Source organism: Mesorhizobium amorphae, from assembly GCF_014843845.1.
GTDB lineage: Bacteria > Pseudomonadota > Alphaproteobacteria > Rhizobiales > Rhizobiaceae > Mesorhizobium > Mesorhizobium amorphae_A.
The window spans coordinates 126,692-144,317 of record NZ_JHQS01000015.1; the positions used below are offsets into that span (position 1 = coordinate 126,692).

Genomic DNA, 17,626 nt, shown 5'->3' on the forward strand with positions numbered 1-17,626 from the left:
CAAGTCGGGTGAAGCCCGCGGCGCAGGAAGCAACGATGGAACCCCTGGGGCATTAGCCAGTAGCGTCTGAAGTCACGCCGTTCCTGGCGGCATCACTCGTTGCGACTAACCCGTATGGCAATTCCGGATGTCCCATGAATTCGAAGGGTTCCAGGACACGGCTTCACCTCACGTGGCAAACCGCCAGCGCTAGGTGTCGACCACCTCGAAATCGTGCGTGACTTCAGCCGTCTTGGCCATCATCGCGGTCGCCGAGCAGTATTTCTCGATCGAGAGATCAATCGCCCGCTTCACCTTGTCGCGTGAGAGCGCGCGGCCCTTGACGATGAAGTGCATGTGGATGCGGGTGAATACTCTTGGCTCGGTCTCGGCTCGCTCGGCATCGAGCTCGACGACGCAGTCCTCGACCGCCTCGCGGCCCTTTTCGAGGATATGGACGACGTCATAGGCCGAGCAGCCGCCGGTGCCGATCAGCAGCAGTTCCATCGGGCTCGGACCCGGTGTCCTGCCTTCCGAGCCAAAAGCGGTGCCCAGCACGACCTTGTGGCCGCTGCCGGACCCGCCGACAAAGGTACGTTCCTCGACCCATTTCACGCGTGCTTTCACTGGTTTCTTCCCTGCAAGCGCATCGCTGACTACTGGCCGAACACAACCGCGTGCATGATGCGGCCGGGCAGCAGCGTGAAGATGCCGGCGCCGATCAGCGCGAAAACATAGAGTTTGATCATGGCGCCACGATGCGCGGTGACCTTATGGCTGTGCGCATACCACACCGCCAGCGGCACGGTGACCAGCACCAGGATCGACAGCAGATGGATTGGGCTGAAAGGGCCGACAAGGCGTATCTCCTGGATCCAGAAACTCGAGATAGCGATGACAAGCATCAGCGCCGCCCAGACATAGCCGACGACGCGATGGCGCGTCGTGCCCTTGGGCAGCGCCAGCTGCGTAGCGCCGGTCACCAATGCGGCAAAGGCAGCGAAGGCATGCCAGGGAATTGGAGGGGGCGCGGTAAGCAGCGGTCCCAGCGACATGGCGCCCTCTCCTGCAGTCGATTGGCCTCAGAACGGGATTTCGTCGTCTAGCTCGCGCGACGAACCGCCGCCGCCACCGCCCTTGGCGCCACCGCCGCCGCGGCTGAAACCTTCGTTCGGGCCGGACTGGCCGAAATCGGAACCACGGCTGCTGTTGCCGCCGCCGGCATAGTTGCCGACCTGGCCGCCGCCCTCGCCGCGCGCGTCGAGCATCTGCAATTCACCGCGGAATTTCTGCAGCACGATTTCGGTCGTATAGCGGTCATTGCCGGTCTGGTCCTGCCATTTGCGCGTCTGCAACTGGCCCTCGACATAGACCTTCATGCCCTTCTTCAGATACTGCTCGGCGACCTTGGCGATCTGGTCGTTGAAGATGACGACGTTGTGCCACTCGGTCTTTTCCTTGCGCTCGCCGGAATTCTTGTCGCGCCAGCTTTCCGACGTGGCGATGCGGATGTTGACGACCGGCTCACCCGAATTCAGGCGACGGATTTCAGGGTCCGCCCCGAGATTGCCCACCAGAATGACCTTGTTGATGCTACCCGCCATCATACTTCTCCGCGCTCATCCGAAACAAATTTTTGCCGACCGCACCTTACAGGCTACGGTCAATCCCCGCCTGCTGTGGCTGCCTTTTCCCACAAGGTTTTTGTTCTTTTTTTGTTCTATTCTTGTCACTCCCGGCTGTCAAGGAATGTCAGCAAGAGGTAGGGTGCCTGTTTAAAATTGCGAATATGTCGGGATCGAAAGGGCGGCGGCTGCGAATGAGAGTCATCGCACATATGGATCACCCGCGAGAGCAATGGCGGGCGGGCGTGGAAACCCGGATGCAGGTTTCCGCCGGCAACGGTGCCAGCCAGCTCTGCCTGTTTGAACAATGGGTTCAGCCGGGGGTTGGGGCTCCGACACATTGGCACTCGGTCGAGGAGGTGCTTACCGTCCTCAGCGGAACCGCCGAAATGTGGATCGACGACGACCGCATGACGCTGACGGCGGGACAGTCGCTTCTTGTGCCCGCGGAGAGGAAACACGGTTTTCGAAACGTCGGCACCGAGACGCTTCACATCCATGCCGTGCTGGCGTCGCCAATCTTTGAGGCAATTTTTGACGGATCTGCCGAGCCGGTGAGACGCTGGCTTCCGGCGGCGCCATAAAACAGCACTTGCCAAACCAATAAGTATCCACTTATGCTTTGACCATGATCGAAGCAGAGATTTTTCGCGCCCTTGCCGACCCGACGCGCCGTGCCGTCTTTGAGCGGCTTGCCGCCAGCGAGATGACGGTGTCGGAACTGCGCACCGGCATGACCGTGTCGCAGCCGGCGGTCTCGCAGCATCTGGCGGTGCTTCGCGGCGCCGGCCTAGTCACCGAACGGCGGGCCGGCCGCAACGCTTACTACCGCGCCGATCCGCAAGGGCTCGACCCGCTGCTCGGCTGGATCGAGCGCTATCGTGCGTTCTGGCCGGAGCGCATCGAAAGGCTGAAGGCTGTTTTGAAGGACATGGACCCATGACAAAGCATGCGAAAAGTGCTGCGGACTTGCTCGAATTCGAATGCGAATTGCCGGAACCGCCGGAGAAAGTGTGGCGCGCGCTGACCGAGCCGAAGCTGCTCGCGGCCTGGATGATGCCCAACGACATCAAGCCCGAGATCGGCCGCCGCTTTGCCTTTGCCGGGCCGGACGCGCCGATCGATTGCGAAGTCCTCGATGCTGAGCCCGGCAGGCTGCTGCGCTATTCCTGGCGCGAACGGCCGGAGCCGGACGATGCCAGCCAAACGCTCGACAGCATCGTCACGTTTACCCTCGACCGTACGATTTCGGGCGGCACGCATCTGCGTGTTGTCCATGACGGGTTCGCCCGGGCAGCAACGCCTGTGCTCGCCATGGCAGGCGCCGGCTGCCGGCTGTCGCTCGATGCACCCCAATCCAAACTGCCTGTCGCTGCGAATGCGCCGTACATGCTGCTGCGCGCGGCCTGAACAGGGAAATCGGAGAAAAAAGATGAGCGGCCTTGCCAATCTGGTGCCGATGGTGATCGAGCAATCGAGCCGCGGCGAACGCGCTTTCGACATTTTTTCGCGGCTGCTGCGCGAACGCATCGTCTTCATCAACGGAGAGATCAACGACGGCGTATCGGCGCTGGTCTGCGCCCAGCTTCTGTCGCTGGAATCCGACAATCCCGAGAAGGAGATATCGCTCTACATCAACTCGCCGGGCGGCGTGGTGACCAGCGGCTTCGCCATCTACGACACGATGCAGTACATCTCCTGCCCGGTATCGACCGTCTGCATGGGCTTTGCCGCCTCGATGGCTTCGTTCCTGCTGATGGCCGGCACGCCGGGGCGGCGCATTGCCCTGCCCAACACCAGCATCGTGCTGCATCAGCCGCTGGGCGGCTTCCAGGGCCAGGCTTCCGACATCCAGCGCCACGCCGAGGGCATATTGCGCACCAAGCGGCGGATGACCGAGCTTTATGCGCATCATTGCGGGCGTACTTACGAGGAGGTCGAGCGCACGCTCGACCGCGATTATTTCATGACCGCCGACGAGGCGAAGGCGTGGGGTCTCGTCGACCATGTTTTCGACACCCGCAAGAAGGCTGCTTGAGGAGCAGCGGGCGCGCGGCAATTTGATCGCGCCGGTCTGGCCTCGCCAGCGGCGCGACACTATAGTTCGGGGATGACCGACATCCGCCTTTCCAGACTTGTTTGCACCGTCACCGCCGCCTTGGCCGGCGCCAGCATGCTGGCTGGAGCCGCCTTTGCCGACGACAGCTCGACCCAGAAAGGCGCCCTTCCCGGCGTGACCGGCGACTATCGCATCGCCAAGCCGGCCCCGGAACCCGAACCCGACGACGCGCTGCCTGCCAGCGGCAACGGCCAGTTCAAGATCGGCGACACCGACGTCAGGATTTCCGGCAGCATCACGGTCGATGTTGGCGCCGGCGCGATCAAGCCATCCAACCGGTAGCTCTCGTTCAACGGCAGCATCAGTCGGCTTTGCACACCCCTCAAACGAGCAGCCCCGCCGCTGCTTCCGCAAACGGACGGGGCTTTTTATGGATCTAAAATCCAATCTGCCGGTAGTGTTATACCGACTTTGATTTCGGATGCTTCGCGGCATTCAGCCGACGATCCGACCAGTGGTCTCTGATTGTCAGGGGATCGGCAGGTCACGGTTTGTCGGGTCGACGCTCACGCCAACCCAGGCACTTATGCCTGCCGCGGCTCCAGCCATATGTGGAGCCTCAAGGGACTGTCCGGTGGCGTCATGCTCCACTCCTCTGTCCGTTGCGACATGTCGTCCGAAGCGCAAATCGCAAAAGCCTGCGGCGTCTCGCAAGCCGCCTGAGGCGGCGAGGCCATCGAAAGACGGCCGGCTCCGTTGACCGTCGGACACTGCGCCCCCGAGTCGGCAGCGTCAACCTTTGAATAGCCGGTTACGGAAAATGTGATCGCCGGGAGGTTACGTGCAGGTAAGGGCGACATGCCGGAACTTGCTCAACGGAGTGCCCGCCGTTCCGATTTGTCAGGAGCGTGTTCGGCCTTTGTTCTTTCCGCTTGCCCCCTCGCGCGAAAGACGGTTAAAGGCTTCTGTCGAGATTTGTGGCGTCTCTCGACGTGGCGGCGAAAATACCTACATAGGGGATGGCCGGGAAAACCCGCCGATCCCACGAATTCCAGACCTGAGGCGGCGACCGGCGATGGCCGACCATAAATACCTTTCCATTCGCGGGGCGCGCGAACACAATCTGAAGAATGTCGATCTCGACCTGCCGCGTGACAGCCTGATCGTCATGACCGGCCTGTCGGGGTCCGGCAAGTCGTCGCTTGCCTTCGACACCATCTATGCCGAAGGCCAGCGCCGCTATGTCGAGAGCCTGTCGGCCTATGCGCGGCAATTCCTCGAAATGATGCAGAAGCCCGACGTCGACCAGATCGACGGCCTGTCGCCTGCCATCTCAATCGAACAGAAGACCACCTCGAAAAACCCGCGCTCGACGGTCGGCACCGTCACCGAGATCTATGACTACATGCGGCTTTTGTTCGCGCGCGTCGGCATTCCCTATTCGCCGGCCACCGGCCTGCCGATCGAAAGCCAGACGGTGTCGCAGATGGTCGACCGCGTGCTGGCCGTCGAGGAAGGCACCCGCCTGTTCCTGCTGGCGCCGATCGTGCGCGGCCGCAAAGGCGAGTATCGCAAGGAACTGCTGGAGTTGCAGAAGAAGGGCTTTCAGCGCGTCAAGGTCGACGGCGTCTTCTACGAGATCGCAGATGTGCCGGCGCTGGACAAGAAATACAAGCACGACATCGACGTCGTCGTCGACCGCATCGTGGTGCGCGGCGACCTGGCGACGCGACTTGCCGATTCCATCGAGACGGCGCTGAAGCTCGCCGAAGGGCTGGCGGTGGCCGAGTTCGCCGACCGGCCGCTCGACGCCAGCCAGACCGGCGAGGATTCCGTCAACAAGTCGAAGAACGAGACGCATGAGCGCATCCTGTTCTCGGAGAAGTTCGCCTGCCCGGTGTCCGGTTTCACCATTCCGGAGATCGAGCCCAGGCTGTTCTCCTTCAACAACCCTTTCGGCGCCTGTCCGACCTGCGACGGTCTCGGCAGCCAGCGCGCTATCGACGGCAATCTGGTCGTGCCGGACGAGAACGTCTCGCTGCGCGACGGCGCCGTCAGCCCATGGGCCAAGTCGACCTCGCCCTATTACGCGCAGACTCTGGAAGCTTTGGGCAAGGCCTATGGCTTCAAGCTTGGCGACAAGTTCAAGGATCTGACCACTGAGGCCCAGGAGGCGATCCTGCGCGGCACGGGCGAGCGCGAGATCACCTTCCAGTATGATGACGGCCTGCGCTCCTACAAGACGACCAAGACTTTCGAAGGCGTCATCCCCAATCTCGAGCGGCGCTGGAAGGAGACCGAATCCGCCTGGATGCGCGAGGAAATCGAGCGCTTCATGTCGGCGACGCCCTGCCCCGTCTGCAAAGGCTACCGGCTGAAGCCGGAAGCGCTGGCGGTGAAGATCGCGGGAAAGCATATCGGCGAGGTCACCGAGCAATCGATCCGCAAGGCCGACCAGTGGTTCACCGACCTGCCCGCGCAGCTCAACGACAAGCAGAACGAGATCGCGGTGCGGGTGCTGAAGGAAATCCGCGAGCGGTTGCGCTTCCTCAACGATGTCGGGCTCGACTATCTGACGCTGTCGCGCAATTCCGGCACGCTGTCGGGCGGCGAGAGCCAGCGCATCCGGCTGGCCTCGCAAATCGGCTCCGGCCTCACCGGCGTGCTCTATGTGCTGGACGAGCCTTCGATCGGCCTGCACCAGCGCGACAATGCACGCCTGCTCGACACGCTGAAGCATCTGCGCGACATCGGCAACACGGTCATCGTCGTCGAGCATGACGAGGATGCCATCCTGCATGCCGACTATGTCGTCGACATCGGCCCGGCCGCCGGCATCCATGGCGGCGAGATCATCGCCCAGGGAACACCGCAGCAGATCATGGCGACGCCTGCCTCGATCACCGGCAAATATCTGTCGGGTGAGCTCGAAGTGGCGACGCCGGCGGTGCGGCGCGAGGCGAAGAAGAACCGGCGGCTGAAGATCGTCGGCGCGCGCGGCAACAATCTGAAGAACGTGACCGCCGAAATCCCGCTCGGCACCTTCACCGCTGTCACGGGCGTGTCGGGTGGCGGCAAGTCGACCTTCCTGATCGAGACGCTGTTCAAGGCGGCCTCGCGCCGCATCATGGGCTCGCGCGAGCATCCGGCCGATCACGATCGCATCGAGGGTCTCGAATTCCTCGACAAGGTCATCGACATCGACCAGTCGCCCATTGGACGGACCCCACGCTCCAACCCGGCCACCTATACCGGCGCCTTCACGCCGATCCGCGACTGGTTCGCTGGGCTGCCGGAGGCCAAGGCGCGCGGCTACCAGCCGGGACGTTTCTCCTTCAACGTCAAGGGCGGGCGCTGCGAAGCCTGCCAGGGCGACGGCGTCATAAAGATCGAGATGCACTTCCTGCCCGACGTCTACGTCACCTGCGACGTCTGCCACGGCAAGCGCTACAACCGCGAGACGCTGGATGTCCTGTTCAAGGGCAAGTCGATCGCCGATGTTTTGGACATGACGGTTGAGGAAGGCGTCGACTTCTTCGCCGCCGTGCCCGGCGTGCGCGACAAGCTGGAGACGCTGAAGCAGGTCGGCCTCGGCTACATCCATATCGGCCAGCAGGCGACGACGCTTTCGGGCGGCGAGGCGCAGCGCATCAAGCTCGCCAAGGAACTGTCGCGCAAGGCGACCGGCAAGACGCTCTACATCCTCGACGAGCCGACCACCGGCCTGCATTTCCACGATGTCGCAAAGCTGTTGGAAGTGCTGCACGAACTGGTCGACCAGGGCAACACTGTGGTGGTCATCGAGCACAATCTCGAGGTGATAAAGACCGCCGACTGGGTGCTCGACCTTGGCCCCGAGGGTGGCGACGGCGGCGGCGAGCTGGTCGCCTCAGGAACGCCGGAAGCGGTCGTGCGCGAGAAGCGCAGCTATACCGGCCAGTTCCTCAAGGAGCTTCTGGAACGGCGCCCCGGAGGCAAGCGCGAAGCGGCGGAGTGAGCAGACAAGGCAGTGTCTGGAGAGTTTTTGAATGACCATCAGACAAGCGCTTGCCGGTGATCTGCAAACTGTCGTCTCGCTGACCAATGTTGCCTATGCACCCTACACCGACTTGTTGGGCGCGCCGCCGATCCCGGTCACCGAGGACTATGCGCCGCGGATCGAACGCGGCGAGGTCTGGCTGCTGGAGAGCGGCTCCGAATTGGCCGGACTGATCGTTCTCGAGCGGCATCCCGATCATGCGATGATCTTCAGCGTCGCGGTCTCGCCTGCCTTTCAGGGCAAGAAACTCGGCATCAGGCTGCTCGATTTCGCCGAGGAGCAGACGCGACTGTGGGGCTTGCCGGAGGTGCGGCTTTACACCAATTCGCGCATGGAGCGGAACATTGCGCTCTACGCGGCCTATGATTTCCGGGAAACGGGTCGACGGCCCAATCCCTACCGGCCAGGATGGACAGTCGTCGACATGGCCAAGCCCGTCGACGGCGCCGTAGCGTCTGATTTTCGAGCATTGGGAGGACGACGATGAGCAGCCAGGGAAAAATCCGCGCCGGCATGGGCGGCTGGACCTTCGAGCCGTGGGACACGTCCTTCTACCCGGACAAACTCTCCAAGACGAAACAGCTGCAGTATGCCAGCCGTCAGGTGCCGAGCATCGAAGTCAACGGCACCTACTATTCCAGCTTCAAGGAGCCGACCTTCGTCAAATGGGCCAGCGAGGCGCCTGATGGTTTTGTCTATTCGCTGAAGGGCAACCGCTTCGTCACCAACCGGCGCGTGCTCGGCGAGGCCGGTGACTCGATGACGCGTTTCCTCGGTTCCGGGGTTGCGGCGCTCGGCGACAAGCTCGGGCCGATCCTGTGGCAGTTCGCCCCGACCAAGAAATTCGATCCGGACGATTTCGAAGCTTTTCTGAAGCTCCTGCCGGAAAAGCAGGACGGCGTCGCGCTGTGCCATGCGGTGGAAGTGCGGCACGACAGTTTTGTCGTGCCGGAATTCCCAGCGCTGGCGCGCAAATACAAGGTGGCGATCGTCTATGCCGACCATGCCAAATATCCTGGGATTGCCGACGTCACCGGCGATTTCATCTATGCGCGGCTGCAGACCGGCAGCGACGACAATCCCGACTGCTACACACCAAAAGGCCTCGATGAGTGGGCGGCGCGGGTGAAGGCCTGGGCGGAAGGCAAGGTGCCAGCCGATCTGCCACGCGCCGACCCTTCGACCGAGGCGCCTGTCAAGCCGCGCGATGTGTTCGCCTACTTCATCACCGAAGGCAAAGTCCGCGCGCCCTTCGGCGCCATGGCGCTGATGAAACGGGTGATGGACTAGGGAGCGGCGAGCCTTCATTGCGTCCAGCAGCCCCTGTCGGAACCTGCAGGGCATCTTGATCGTTTGCCTAGGCGGGCAGCCAGGCGGGCGCCTGTGGACGCGACTAGAGGCGAGGAACGATGGCTGTCATTCTCATTGGGGCGTTGTTGACTGTCGCTGGCGTTGTCTACATGGCGGGCGCAGCCCTCAGGCGGGGGCGGCTTAGCGGTCCGGCGCCTGCAGCCTCGGATCGGCCGATGCCAAATCTCGCAACCCAGGGGCCAACGCTTGAGCCAAGCCGGCGCGGGCTCGGTTTCCTCGGCCTTTCACAGAATTGGCCGGGACTGCTGATGGTGGGGGTCGGCCTCATTCTGCTTTTGTCGGTGGCGATCCTCTAACCCAGTGGAATCTCGACATCTTCACCGGATATCGTAACCTTATCGATACCTCCTTGCTGCATGAATCCAACCGGGCGCTGAACTGCACCAGCGCGGGCAAGGACGAGGCATGGCGCTCGACTACAACTCATTGCTGCTCGCGGTCGGCTTTTCCGCCGCCTGCCTGAGCCTGACGTTGTTCGGCATCTGGCTCACCGCGCGTTCAGAGAAATTCCTGCTGACCTGGGCGGTCAGCGTGCTGCTGGTTGTCGGCGACGTCTTTGCCTATAAGGCCTATATCGACAAGCCTGGGCCAATGCTCGGCGTCGCCACGCTCGCCCTGCTGCTGCTCGGCTTCTCGACCATGCTGGGTGCGGCCCACCAGTTCACGACAGGCCGCTCTCCGCTGCCGCATATCGCTCTTGGCGCCGGCATCTCACTGGCCGCGGCCCTGCCACCAATGGCGCTCGGTTATGACGGGCTGGGTTTCATACTGGAAAATTCCTTTGCCGCGCTGCTGCTGTTCGCTACCGCACTCGAATACTGGAAGGGGCGCAGCGAATCCGCCGTCCCGATCATCGGCGTCGCCACGCTCTATTCGATCACCGCGATATCCTTCCTGCTATGCGCCACGGTTCTGGCGCGGGACGGCAAGCTCGTGCTCGGCCATGCGCCGAGCAACTGGGCCGAGGATCTCAGCCTGGTCATCGTCATCGCCTGCATGACCGGCATCGGCGCGCTGTCGCTGGCGCTAAACCAGGGGCGCCTGGCGCAGCATCATCGCCGCAATGCGCTGACCGATCCGCTGACCGGCCTGCTCAACCGCCGCGCGCTGTTCGACCTGCATGGCAATGCGCCGGTCGGCGCCTTCACGGCCGTGGTCGTGTTCGACCTCGACGGCTTCAAGGCCATCAACGACGAGTTCGGCCATGCTACCGGCGATGAAGTGTTGAGAGTGTTCGCCGAGGAGCTTACCGGCAATCTGCTGCCGACCGATTCCGCTGCGCGCATGGGCGGCGAGGAATTCGCGCTGGTCATGAAGCGCACCTTGCCCGAGAAGGCGGAATTTGCCGCCGAACGCATCCGTGCGTCCTTTGCAGCGCGGCGGATCGAGACCGAGGCGCGCCCGCTGTCGTGCACGGTCAGTGCCGGCTATGCCTTCGGCAGCAAGGACGGCATGAGTTTCGACAAGGTGCTCAGCACCGCCGACAAGGCGCTCTATGCCGCCAAGCACGGCGGCCGTAACCGTGTGCTTGCCTCGACGTTCAGGCGAACGGGCTAACAGCTTCGCCGGCGCTATGACGCCATGACGATCTCGTTGTAGGCATCGAGGTCGACGTAGAACACTTTGGTGATCTCGCCGATCAGCTCGTCGGGATCGTAGCCCTGCGACCTCAGGATGTTGATGGCGGTGATGATGTCGACGCGCTCGGTGAGCCGCCGTTTCTGGTAGTCCTCGACAAAACGCTCCATTGGCCGTTCCCCAAGCCAGATTGCCCAAACGCGTTGAACAAACTCAGATCGCAGGAGGAGGATAGGAGGCCATGCTTGCGTGGAACTTGCCGCCGAGCCCGCGCCGTCCCTTTGATCTGACCCAAAAACAGACTGGTACGGAAAGTGGCCGACTCACCAAAGCCAAGCAAAGAGTAGCATGCAGTTCTTGGCGCGCCAGAGTTGCTGACAGCATGATTGGAGAATGACTGGAGCCGCCGGAGAAGAAAGGCCGACGAGCGGTCTAGACAGTCAGAAACTTCCTGACATCGGCGCGGTCGAGATCTTCCGCCGGGCCAGTATGGACGATCTGGCCACGGTCCATGATGTTGACCTCGTCGGCAAGCTCGCGGCAGAAGTCGAGATACTGTTCGACCAGGAGCACGGCAATGCCGGCCTGGTCGCGCAGATAGCGGATGGCGCGGCCGATGTCCTTGATGATTGACGGTTGGATGCCTTCGGTCGGCTCGTCGAGCACTAACAGCTTTGGCCGCATGACCAGCGCCCTGCCGATGGCGAGCTGCTGCTGCTGGCCGCCCGACAGGTCGCCGCCACGGCGCGACAGCATCTGCTTGAGCACAGGAAACAGCTCGAAGACGTGGCCCGGAATGTTGCGCTCGGCGCGCTTCAGTGGTGCAAAGCCCGATTCCAGGTTTTCCTTGACCGTCAGCAGCGGAAAGATCTCCCTGCCCTGCGGTACGAATGCGATGCCCGACCGGGCGCGGTCATACGCCGCGCTCCGGTCGAGCGCCTTCCCCTCGAAGGCAACACTTCCGCTCGTCAGCCGGTGGTGGCCGACGATCGATCTCATCAAACTGGTCTTGCCGACGCCGTTGCGGCCGAGCACGCAAGTGATCTTGCCGGCGCCGGCCTTGAGCGAGACGCCGCGCAACGCCTGGGCGGCACCGTAGTGAAGCGTGGCATTCGAAACTTCGAGCATGTCAGCGCCTTCCCCAGAACCTGAGAAACGACAGATCGAAGCGATGGAATTGCACCCGCCAGACCATGATCATCTCCCGAGATAGACTTCGACGACACGCTCATCGGCCGAGACGAAATCGAGCGAGCCTTCGGACAGCACCGAGCCTTCATGCAGGCATGTGACCTTGACGCCGAGTTCGCGCACGAAATGCATATCGTGCTCAACGACGACGACCGAATGGTCGCGCGCGATATCCTTGAGCAGACGAGCGGTCTCTTCGGTCTCGGCGTCGGTCATGCCGGCGACAGGTTCGTCGACCAGAAGCAGTTTCGGGTCCTGCGCCAGCAGCATGCCGATCTCCAGCCACTGCTTCTGCCCGTGGCTCAGATTGGCGGCGAGTTCGCCTCGCTTGTCGCCGAGCCTGATGATGCCGAGGATATCGTCGATCCGCCGCGCCTCGGCCGCCGAGCGGCGATGGAACAGCGCCGGGAAGATCGAGCGCGGGCCCTTCAGCGCCAGCATCAGGTTCTCTTCGATGCTGTGGCTTTCGAAGACGGTCGGCTTCTGGAATTTCCGGCCGATGCCCATCATGGCGATCTCGGCCTCGTCGTGCTTGGTAAGGTCCACCTGGCCGTCGAAGAAGACCTCGCCCTCGTCGGGGCGCGTCTTGCCGGTCACGATGTCCATCATCGTCGTCTTGCCGGCGCCATTGGGACCGATGATGGCGCGCATCTCGCCCTTGTCCAGCACCAGCGACAGATTGTTGATGGCGCGGAATCCGTCGAAGGAGACCGAGACGCCGTCGAGATAGAGGATGGTGTTCGACTTCGACATCGCTCACTCCGCCGGCTGTGGTTCGGGGCCGGACGCGGACCAGTCGCCCGGCTTTGTCGCCGCGCTGCGAACGACCTTCGGCGGTGGCGGAACTTTGGGATCGGTGCCGGCTTCCTTGGCGAGCGAGGCCGCGCGCTGCGCCCTGGCGTTGCCGCGCCATGAGTCCCACATGCCGATGATGCCCTTGGGCAGGAACAGCGTTACGGCGACGAACAATCCGCCGAGCGCGAACAGCCAGAATTCCGGCAGCGCGCCGGTGAACCAGGATTTGCCGGCGTTGACAAGCAGCGCGCCGATGATCGGCCCGACGATCGTGCCTCGGCCGCCGACGGCGGCCCAGACCACGACCTCGATAGAATTGGACGGCTCGAACTCCCCGGGATTGATGATGCCGACCTGCGGCACGTAGAGCGCACCGGCAATGCCGGCCATGATCGCCGATACGGTGAAGGCGAACAGTTTCACGTTTTCGGCCCGCCAGCCGAGGAAGCGCGTGCGGCTTTCGGCATCGCGCACCGCCATCAAGAGCTTGCCGTATTTAGAGCCAACGATCGCCCAGGTGATGAAGACGGCGAGTGCAAGGGTGATCGCACTGGCCGCAAACAGGGCCGAGCGGGTCGCATCGGCCTGCACATTAAAGCCCAAAATATCCTTGAAGTCGGTCAGGCCGTTATTGCCGCCAAAACCCATGTCGTTGCGGAAGAAGGCGAGCAGCAGGGCATAGGTCATCGCCTGGGTGATGATCGACAGGTAGACGCCGGTGACGCGGCTGCGGAAGGCGAACCAGCCGAAGACGAAGGCGAGCAGGCCAGGCACGGCCAGCACCATGATGGCCGCGAACCAGAAATGGTCGAAACCGTACCAGAACCACGGCAGTTCCTTGTAGTTCAGGAACACCATGAAGTCGGGCAGGATCGGATTGCCGTAGACGCCGCGCGAGCCGATCTGGCGCATCAGATACATTCCCATCGCATAGCCGCCGAGCGCGAAGAAGGCGCCATGGCCGAGCGAGAGGATGCCGCAATAGCCCCAGACCAGATCGAGCGCCAGAGCGAGCAGCGCGTAGCAGAGATATTTGCCGGTGAGCGCAACGATGTAGGACGGGATATAGAAGGCGCTCGCCGGCGACACCGCGAGATTGAGCAGCGGCACGACGATCGCGGCCGCCAGCAGGATCAGAATCGTGATGGCGATGCGGCGGTCCGCGCCAGCGGCGAAGAAGCGTCCGGTGATCATGCTTCCACCGCCCTGCCCTTGAGCGCGAACAGGCCGCGCGGGCGTTTCTGGATGAACAGGATGATGAGGACGAGAACGACGATCTTGCCGAGCACAGCGCCGGCATAGGGCTCGAGGAACTTGTTGACGATGCCGAGCGAGAAGGCGCCGACCAGCGTGCCCCACAGATTGCCGACGCCGCCGAAGACCACGACCATGAAGCTGTCGATGATGTAGCCGCGGCCGAGATTGGGCGAGACATTGTCGATCTGGCTGAGCGCGACGCCGGCGATGCCGGCGATGCCGGAGCCGAGCGCAAAGGTCAGCGCGTCGACCCAGGGTGCCCTGATGCCCATCGAGGCGGCCATGCGGCGGTTGGCGGTGACGGCGCGCATCTGCAGGCCCCAGGGCGTGCGCTTCATCACGTAGAGCAGCACGGCGAAGACGCCGAGCGCGAAGACCAGGATCCACAGCCGGTTCCAGGTCACAGCCAACTGGCCGATGTCGACGGAGCCAGACATCCAGGAAGGATTGCCGACCTCCTGGTTGGTCGGTCCGAAAATGCTGCGCACCGCCTGCTGCAGGATCAGCGAGACGCCCCAGGTCGCTAAAAGCGTCTCCAGCGGCCGGCCGTAGAGGAAGCGGATGACACCGCGCTCGATGATGAGCCCGACAAGGGCCGCAACGAGGAAGGCGAGTGGCAGGGCGATGACCAGCGACCAGTCGAACAGGCCGGGAAAGGAGGTGCGGATCACCTGCTGGACGACGAAGGTGGTGTAGGCGCCGAGCATGACCATCTCGCCATGCGCCATGTTGATGACGCCCATGACGCCGAAGGTGATGGCAAGACCAATGGCGGCCAGCAGCAGCACCGAGCCCAGCGAGATGCCGTACCAGATATTCTGGCCGGCATCCCAGAGCGCCAGCGACGAGTTGATGCTCCCGATCGCCGCCGTCGCCGCATCCTTGACCGCGCCTTGCGAATTGGCCTCCACCGAGGTGAGCAGCGAGAGCGCGTCGCGGTCGCCGCGCGCGCCGATCAGGGCGACGGCAGCGAGCCTGTCGGCCTCGGGTCTGTCGGAAACAAGAACCGACGCCGCCCGGGCCTGCTCGAACAGCGCCTTGACGTTGGCGTCGGTTTCAGCGGCGATGGCCGCATCGAGCGGTTCGATGTTGGCGGCATCGGGGGTCTTGAACATGGTGGCGGCGGCGGCGACGCGCACGGCCGGATCCTTGGCGCGTAGAGTCAGCGTGCCCAGCGCGTCGCGGATGACGCGGCGCAGCGTGTTGTTGACCTTGATCTTGGTGATGTCGGCCTTCGCGGCCTCGGCGGACTTTTGGCCGCTCAGCGGGTCGAGCAGTTCGACGCTGTCGCCGCTTTCGTTGCCGACGAAGACCGCGGAATCGGCCTTGCGGATGTAGAGATTGCCCTCGGCCAGTGCCGCGAGTGGGCGTTCGACCAGAGGGTCGCCAGTGGCTGCAAGCTCACGCACCACGGCCTCGGTGGCCGAAAAGCCGGTGCCGGTGGCGAATTTGGCGATGATGGCGCGCAGATCGGCTTCGGCTGCGTTCGACGGCAACAGGCTTGCCATCAGGAACAACAGCGTGAGACCGAGAGCGCGCAACAGGATCATCCGTTCAGATACTCTTCTGTGATCTGGAATTGCGCGTCCGGGCGGTCTGGAGGAAAAGCTCGCCCGGACGCTTCGCGGCCTGGGTCGCGGAAGAATCCGCGACCGGTCAGACCCGGGAGGATCAGTTGGTTCCCTTGCCGCCGCACTTGCCGGTGGCGACATTGAAGTTGCCGCAGGACAGAGGCGCGCGCCAATCGGAGATCAGGTCCTTGGAGTCCGGCAGATAGTCTGACCATTCGTCGCCCATCACGAGGCCGGACGTCTGCGACACCGTCTCGAACTGGCCGTCGGCCTGGATCTCGCCGATCAGCACCGGCTTGGTGATGTGGTGGTTCGGCATCATGGTCGAATAGCCGCCGGTCAGGTTCGGCACGGAGACGCCGATCATGGCGTCGATGACCTTGTCCGGATCGGTGGTGCCAGCCTTTTCGACCGCCTTCACCCACATGTTGAAGCCGATATAGTGGGCTTCCATCGGGTCGTTGGTGGTGCGCTTGTCGTTCTTGATGAACTTGTGCCAGTCGGCGATGAACTTCTTGTTCTCCGGCGTGTCGACGCTTTCGAAGTAGTTCCAGGCGGCGAGATGGCCGACCAGCGGCGCGGTGTCGAGACCGGCAAGCTCTTCCTCGCCGACCGAGAAGGCCATGACCGGGATGTCCTCGGCCTTGATGCCCTGGTTGCCGAGCTCCTTGTAGAACGGCACGTTGGCGTCGCCATTGACGGTGGAGACGACAGCGGTCTTCTTGCCGGCGGAACCAAACTTTTTGATCGCCGAAACCTCGGTCTGCCAGTCGGAGAAGCCGAACGGCGTGTAGTTGACCATGATGTCTTCCGCCGCGACGCCCTTCGCCTTGAGATAGGCTTCGAGGATCTTGTTGGTGGTGCGCGGATAGACATAGTCGGTGCCTTCGAGCACCCAGCGCTTCACCGAACCGCCGTCCTCGCTCATCAGATAGTCGACGGCGGGAATCGCCTGCTGGTTCGGCGCGGCACCCGTGTAGAACACGTTGCGCTCGCTTTCCTCGCCCTCATACTGGACGGGGTAGAAGAGGATGTTGTCAAGCTCGGAGAACACCGGCAGGACCGACTTGCGCGACACCGAGGTCCAGCAGCCGAACACGGCAGCGACCTTGTCCTTGGAGATCAGTTCGCGCGCCTTTTCGGCGAACAGCGGCCAGTTGGACGCCGGATCGACGACGACCGCTTCGAGTTTCTTGCCGAGCAGGCCACCCTTGGCATTCTGCTCCTCGATGAGCATCAGCATGGCGTCCTTCAGCGTCGTCTCCGAAATCGCCATGGTCCCCGACAGCGAGTGCAGGATACCGACCTTGATCGTGTCGTCCGCCGCCCTCGCGGGAGCCGACGCCAACAGGCCGGCAGCAACCACGCTTGCCGAAAACATTTTTGTTATTTTTGAGAAATTTCTCCTCATATTCCACACTCCCGAGCTGGTTGATTGCACCGCAACAAAGCTATGCAACCACCGTGCCAAACTGTGACATGAGGTCTGCCACGCCGGGATATTCCAGCCTTATCAGCCGGTTACTATATTAGATGCCAAGCATGAATGGCGCCGATTGAGAAACCCGAATGAGGAGAAATTGCGCACGCCTGCCTAGATTTTGCCCAAATTTTACCAGCGCCTAAATTTTGAGCCTGCGACATCACGGCGACACGCATCGACGGTTGCGGCCCGGCATGGAAATGAGGCAAGGTCGGCGTTCAAACGAGCGACGTCATGGCATCCAGGATTTCTTGCATTTTCAGCATCTTGCTTCTGTCTGCCAGCTCGGGCAGCGCACGCGCCGACTTCACCGACGGCAAGCTGCCGGACGGAACCTATCATTGCGAGGTCTACCTGCTCGGCCTGTTCCTCAACCTCGGCGACATCACCATCAAGGGCAATGTCTATACCGGCCCTGTGACGTTCGGGACCGCGCCGCAAGCCTACAACTACCAGATGGACGCCAACGGCGTGATCAGCTGGCTTGGCCCTCTCGGTGGCTACTCGACCGGCGGCAATTCGATCTCGATGACGCAAGCGACCCTGGATGGCCAGACTAGCCCTTCCTTCGACATCATCATGAAGCAGCCCGACGGCGCCTTCACCGCTTCGACCTGCACCAGGAGCTGAGCGGCGACGCCTGGCGCTGGCCTGCCGCCTCAGTCAAAAAAAGGCGCG

20 protein-coding genes are annotated in these 17,626 nt (G+C 62.8%); 11 read left to right on the forward strand and 9 right to left on the reverse strand.

All coding sequences use genetic code 11. From position 1 onward, the window contains the following. Positions 1-189: 189 nt before the first annotated feature. The 3 genes from DH08_RS08320 to ssb are packed head-to-tail and all read right to left on the reverse strand — an operon-like array spanning position 190 to position 1,583. Entirely contained in the window at positions 190-606 is a 417-nt protein-coding gene (locus DH08_RS08320) for an OsmC family protein (RefSeq protein WP_192178860.1), read from the reverse strand. A gap of 29 nt (positions 607-635) precedes the next feature. Further along, positions 636-1,034 (reverse strand): DUF2306 domain-containing protein, encoded by a 399-nt coding sequence (locus DH08_RS08325; protein ID WP_192178861.1) that lies wholly within the window; start codon positions 1,032-1,034, stop codon positions 636-638. Between the two features lie 27 nt (positions 1,035-1,061). Further along, entirely contained in the window at positions 1,062-1,583 is a 522-nt protein-coding gene (ssb, locus tag DH08_RS08330) for a single-stranded DNA-binding protein (protein WP_192178862.1), read from the reverse strand. Between the two features lie 278 nt (positions 1,584-1,861). Here ssb and DH08_RS08335 point away from each other — a divergent pair, with 278 nt between their 5' ends. The 10 genes from DH08_RS08335 (at position 1,862) to DH08_RS08380 (ending at position 10,630) form a co-directional block, all read left to right on the forward strand. Then, positions 1,862-2,188 (forward strand): cupin domain-containing protein, encoded by a 327-nt coding sequence (locus DH08_RS08335; protein WP_210328573.1) that lies wholly within the window; start codon positions 1,862-1,864, stop codon positions 2,186-2,188. A 44-nt stretch (positions 2,189-2,232) separates the two neighbouring features. Then, positions 2,233-2,547 carry an ArsR/SmtB family transcription factor gene (locus DH08_RS08340; RefSeq protein ID WP_192178863.1) on the forward strand — a complete coding sequence of 105 codons (315 nt, stop codon included), beginning with the start codon at positions 2,233-2,235 and terminating at the stop codon, positions 2,545-2,547. Then, positions 2,544-3,014, forward strand: coding sequence for an SRPBCC family protein (locus DH08_RS08345; RefSeq protein ID WP_192178864.1), 471 nt, complete (start codon positions 2,544-2,546; stop codon positions 3,012-3,014). The genes DH08_RS08340 and DH08_RS08345 overlap by 4 nt, the downstream gene beginning before the upstream one ends. A gap of 22 nt (positions 3,015-3,036) precedes the next feature. Continuing rightward, positions 3,037-3,642: an ATP-dependent Clp protease proteolytic subunit gene (locus tag DH08_RS08350; RefSeq protein ID WP_192178865.1), complete on the forward strand. Its 606-nt coding sequence runs from the start codon at positions 3,037-3,039 to the stop codon at positions 3,640-3,642. Between the two features lie 72 nt (positions 3,643-3,714). Next, positions 3,715-4,005, forward strand: coding sequence for a hypothetical protein (locus tag DH08_RS08355; protein ID WP_192178866.1), 291 nt, complete (start codon positions 3,715-3,717; stop codon positions 4,003-4,005). A 733-nt stretch (positions 4,006-4,738) separates the two neighbouring features. Beyond that, positions 4,739-7,660, forward strand: a complete 2,922-nt coding sequence (gene uvrA, locus DH08_RS08360) for an excinuclease ABC subunit UvrA (RefSeq protein ID WP_192178867.1) — start codon at positions 4,739-4,741, stop codon at positions 7,658-7,660. Positions 7,661-7,691: 31 nt separating this feature from the next. Continuing rightward, positions 7,692-8,189, forward strand: coding sequence for a GNAT family N-acetyltransferase (locus DH08_RS08365; protein ID WP_192178868.1), 498 nt, complete (start codon positions 7,692-7,694; stop codon positions 8,187-8,189). Then, complete coding sequence (locus DH08_RS08370) at positions 8,186-8,992, forward strand: DUF72 domain-containing protein (RefSeq protein WP_192178869.1); 807 nt, start codon at positions 8,186-8,188, stop codon at positions 8,990-8,992. The genes DH08_RS08365 and DH08_RS08370 overlap by 4 nt, the downstream gene beginning before the upstream one ends. A gap of 236 nt (positions 8,993-9,228) precedes the next feature. Beyond that, complete coding sequence (locus tag DH08_RS36175; RefSeq protein WP_246800738.1) at positions 9,229-9,369, forward strand: hypothetical protein; 141 nt, start codon at positions 9,229-9,231, stop codon at positions 9,367-9,369. Between the two features lie 109 nt (positions 9,370-9,478). Beyond that, a complete protein-coding gene (locus DH08_RS08380) occupies positions 9,479-10,630 on the forward strand; it encodes a GGDEF domain-containing protein (protein WP_192178871.1) in 1,152 nt (383 codons plus the stop codon). Between the two features lie 14 nt (positions 10,631-10,644). Here DH08_RS08380 and DH08_RS08385 read toward each other — a convergent pair whose 3' ends face one another. The 6 genes from DH08_RS08385 to urtA all read right to left on the reverse strand — a co-directional run bounded on the left by DH08_RS08385 (position 10,645) and on the right by urtA (position 16,876). Next, positions 10,645-10,821, reverse strand: coding sequence for a hypothetical protein (locus tag DH08_RS08385; RefSeq protein WP_006202039.1), 177 nt, complete (start codon positions 10,819-10,821; stop codon positions 10,645-10,647). Between the two features lie 262 nt (positions 10,822-11,083). Next, positions 11,084-11,779, reverse strand: coding sequence for an urea ABC transporter ATP-binding subunit UrtE (gene urtE, locus DH08_RS08390; RefSeq protein WP_192178872.1), 696 nt, complete (start codon positions 11,777-11,779; stop codon positions 11,084-11,086). 69 nt (positions 11,780-11,848) lie between these two features. Further along, positions 11,849-12,595 (reverse strand): urea ABC transporter ATP-binding protein UrtD, encoded by a 747-nt coding sequence (gene urtD, locus DH08_RS08395; RefSeq protein WP_192178873.1) that lies wholly within the window; start codon positions 12,593-12,595, stop codon positions 11,849-11,851. Between the two features lie 3 nt (positions 12,596-12,598). Beyond that, complete coding sequence (gene urtC, locus DH08_RS08400; protein WP_192178874.1) at positions 12,599-13,831, reverse strand: urea ABC transporter permease subunit UrtC; 1,233 nt, start codon at positions 13,829-13,831, stop codon at positions 12,599-12,601. Continuing rightward, entirely contained in the window at positions 13,828-15,444 is a 1,617-nt protein-coding gene (gene urtB / locus DH08_RS08405; protein WP_192178875.1) for an urea ABC transporter permease subunit UrtB, read from the reverse strand. The genes urtC and urtB overlap by 4 nt, the downstream gene beginning before the upstream one ends. Before the next feature lie 121 nt (positions 15,445-15,565). Beyond that, the gene (gene urtA, locus DH08_RS08410; RefSeq protein ID WP_192178876.1) at positions 15,566-16,876 is read right to left on the reverse strand and encodes an urea ABC transporter substrate-binding protein; all 1,311 of its coding nucleotides are present in this window, start codon (positions 16,874-16,876) and stop codon (positions 15,566-15,568) included. Between the two features lie 306 nt (positions 16,877-17,182). Between urtA and DH08_RS08415 the strand changes: the two genes are divergently transcribed. Beyond that, positions 17,183-17,578, forward strand: a complete 396-nt coding sequence (locus DH08_RS08415) for a hypothetical protein (protein ID WP_192178877.1) — start codon at positions 17,183-17,185, stop codon at positions 17,576-17,578. Positions 17,579-17,626 lie beyond the last annotated feature (48 nt).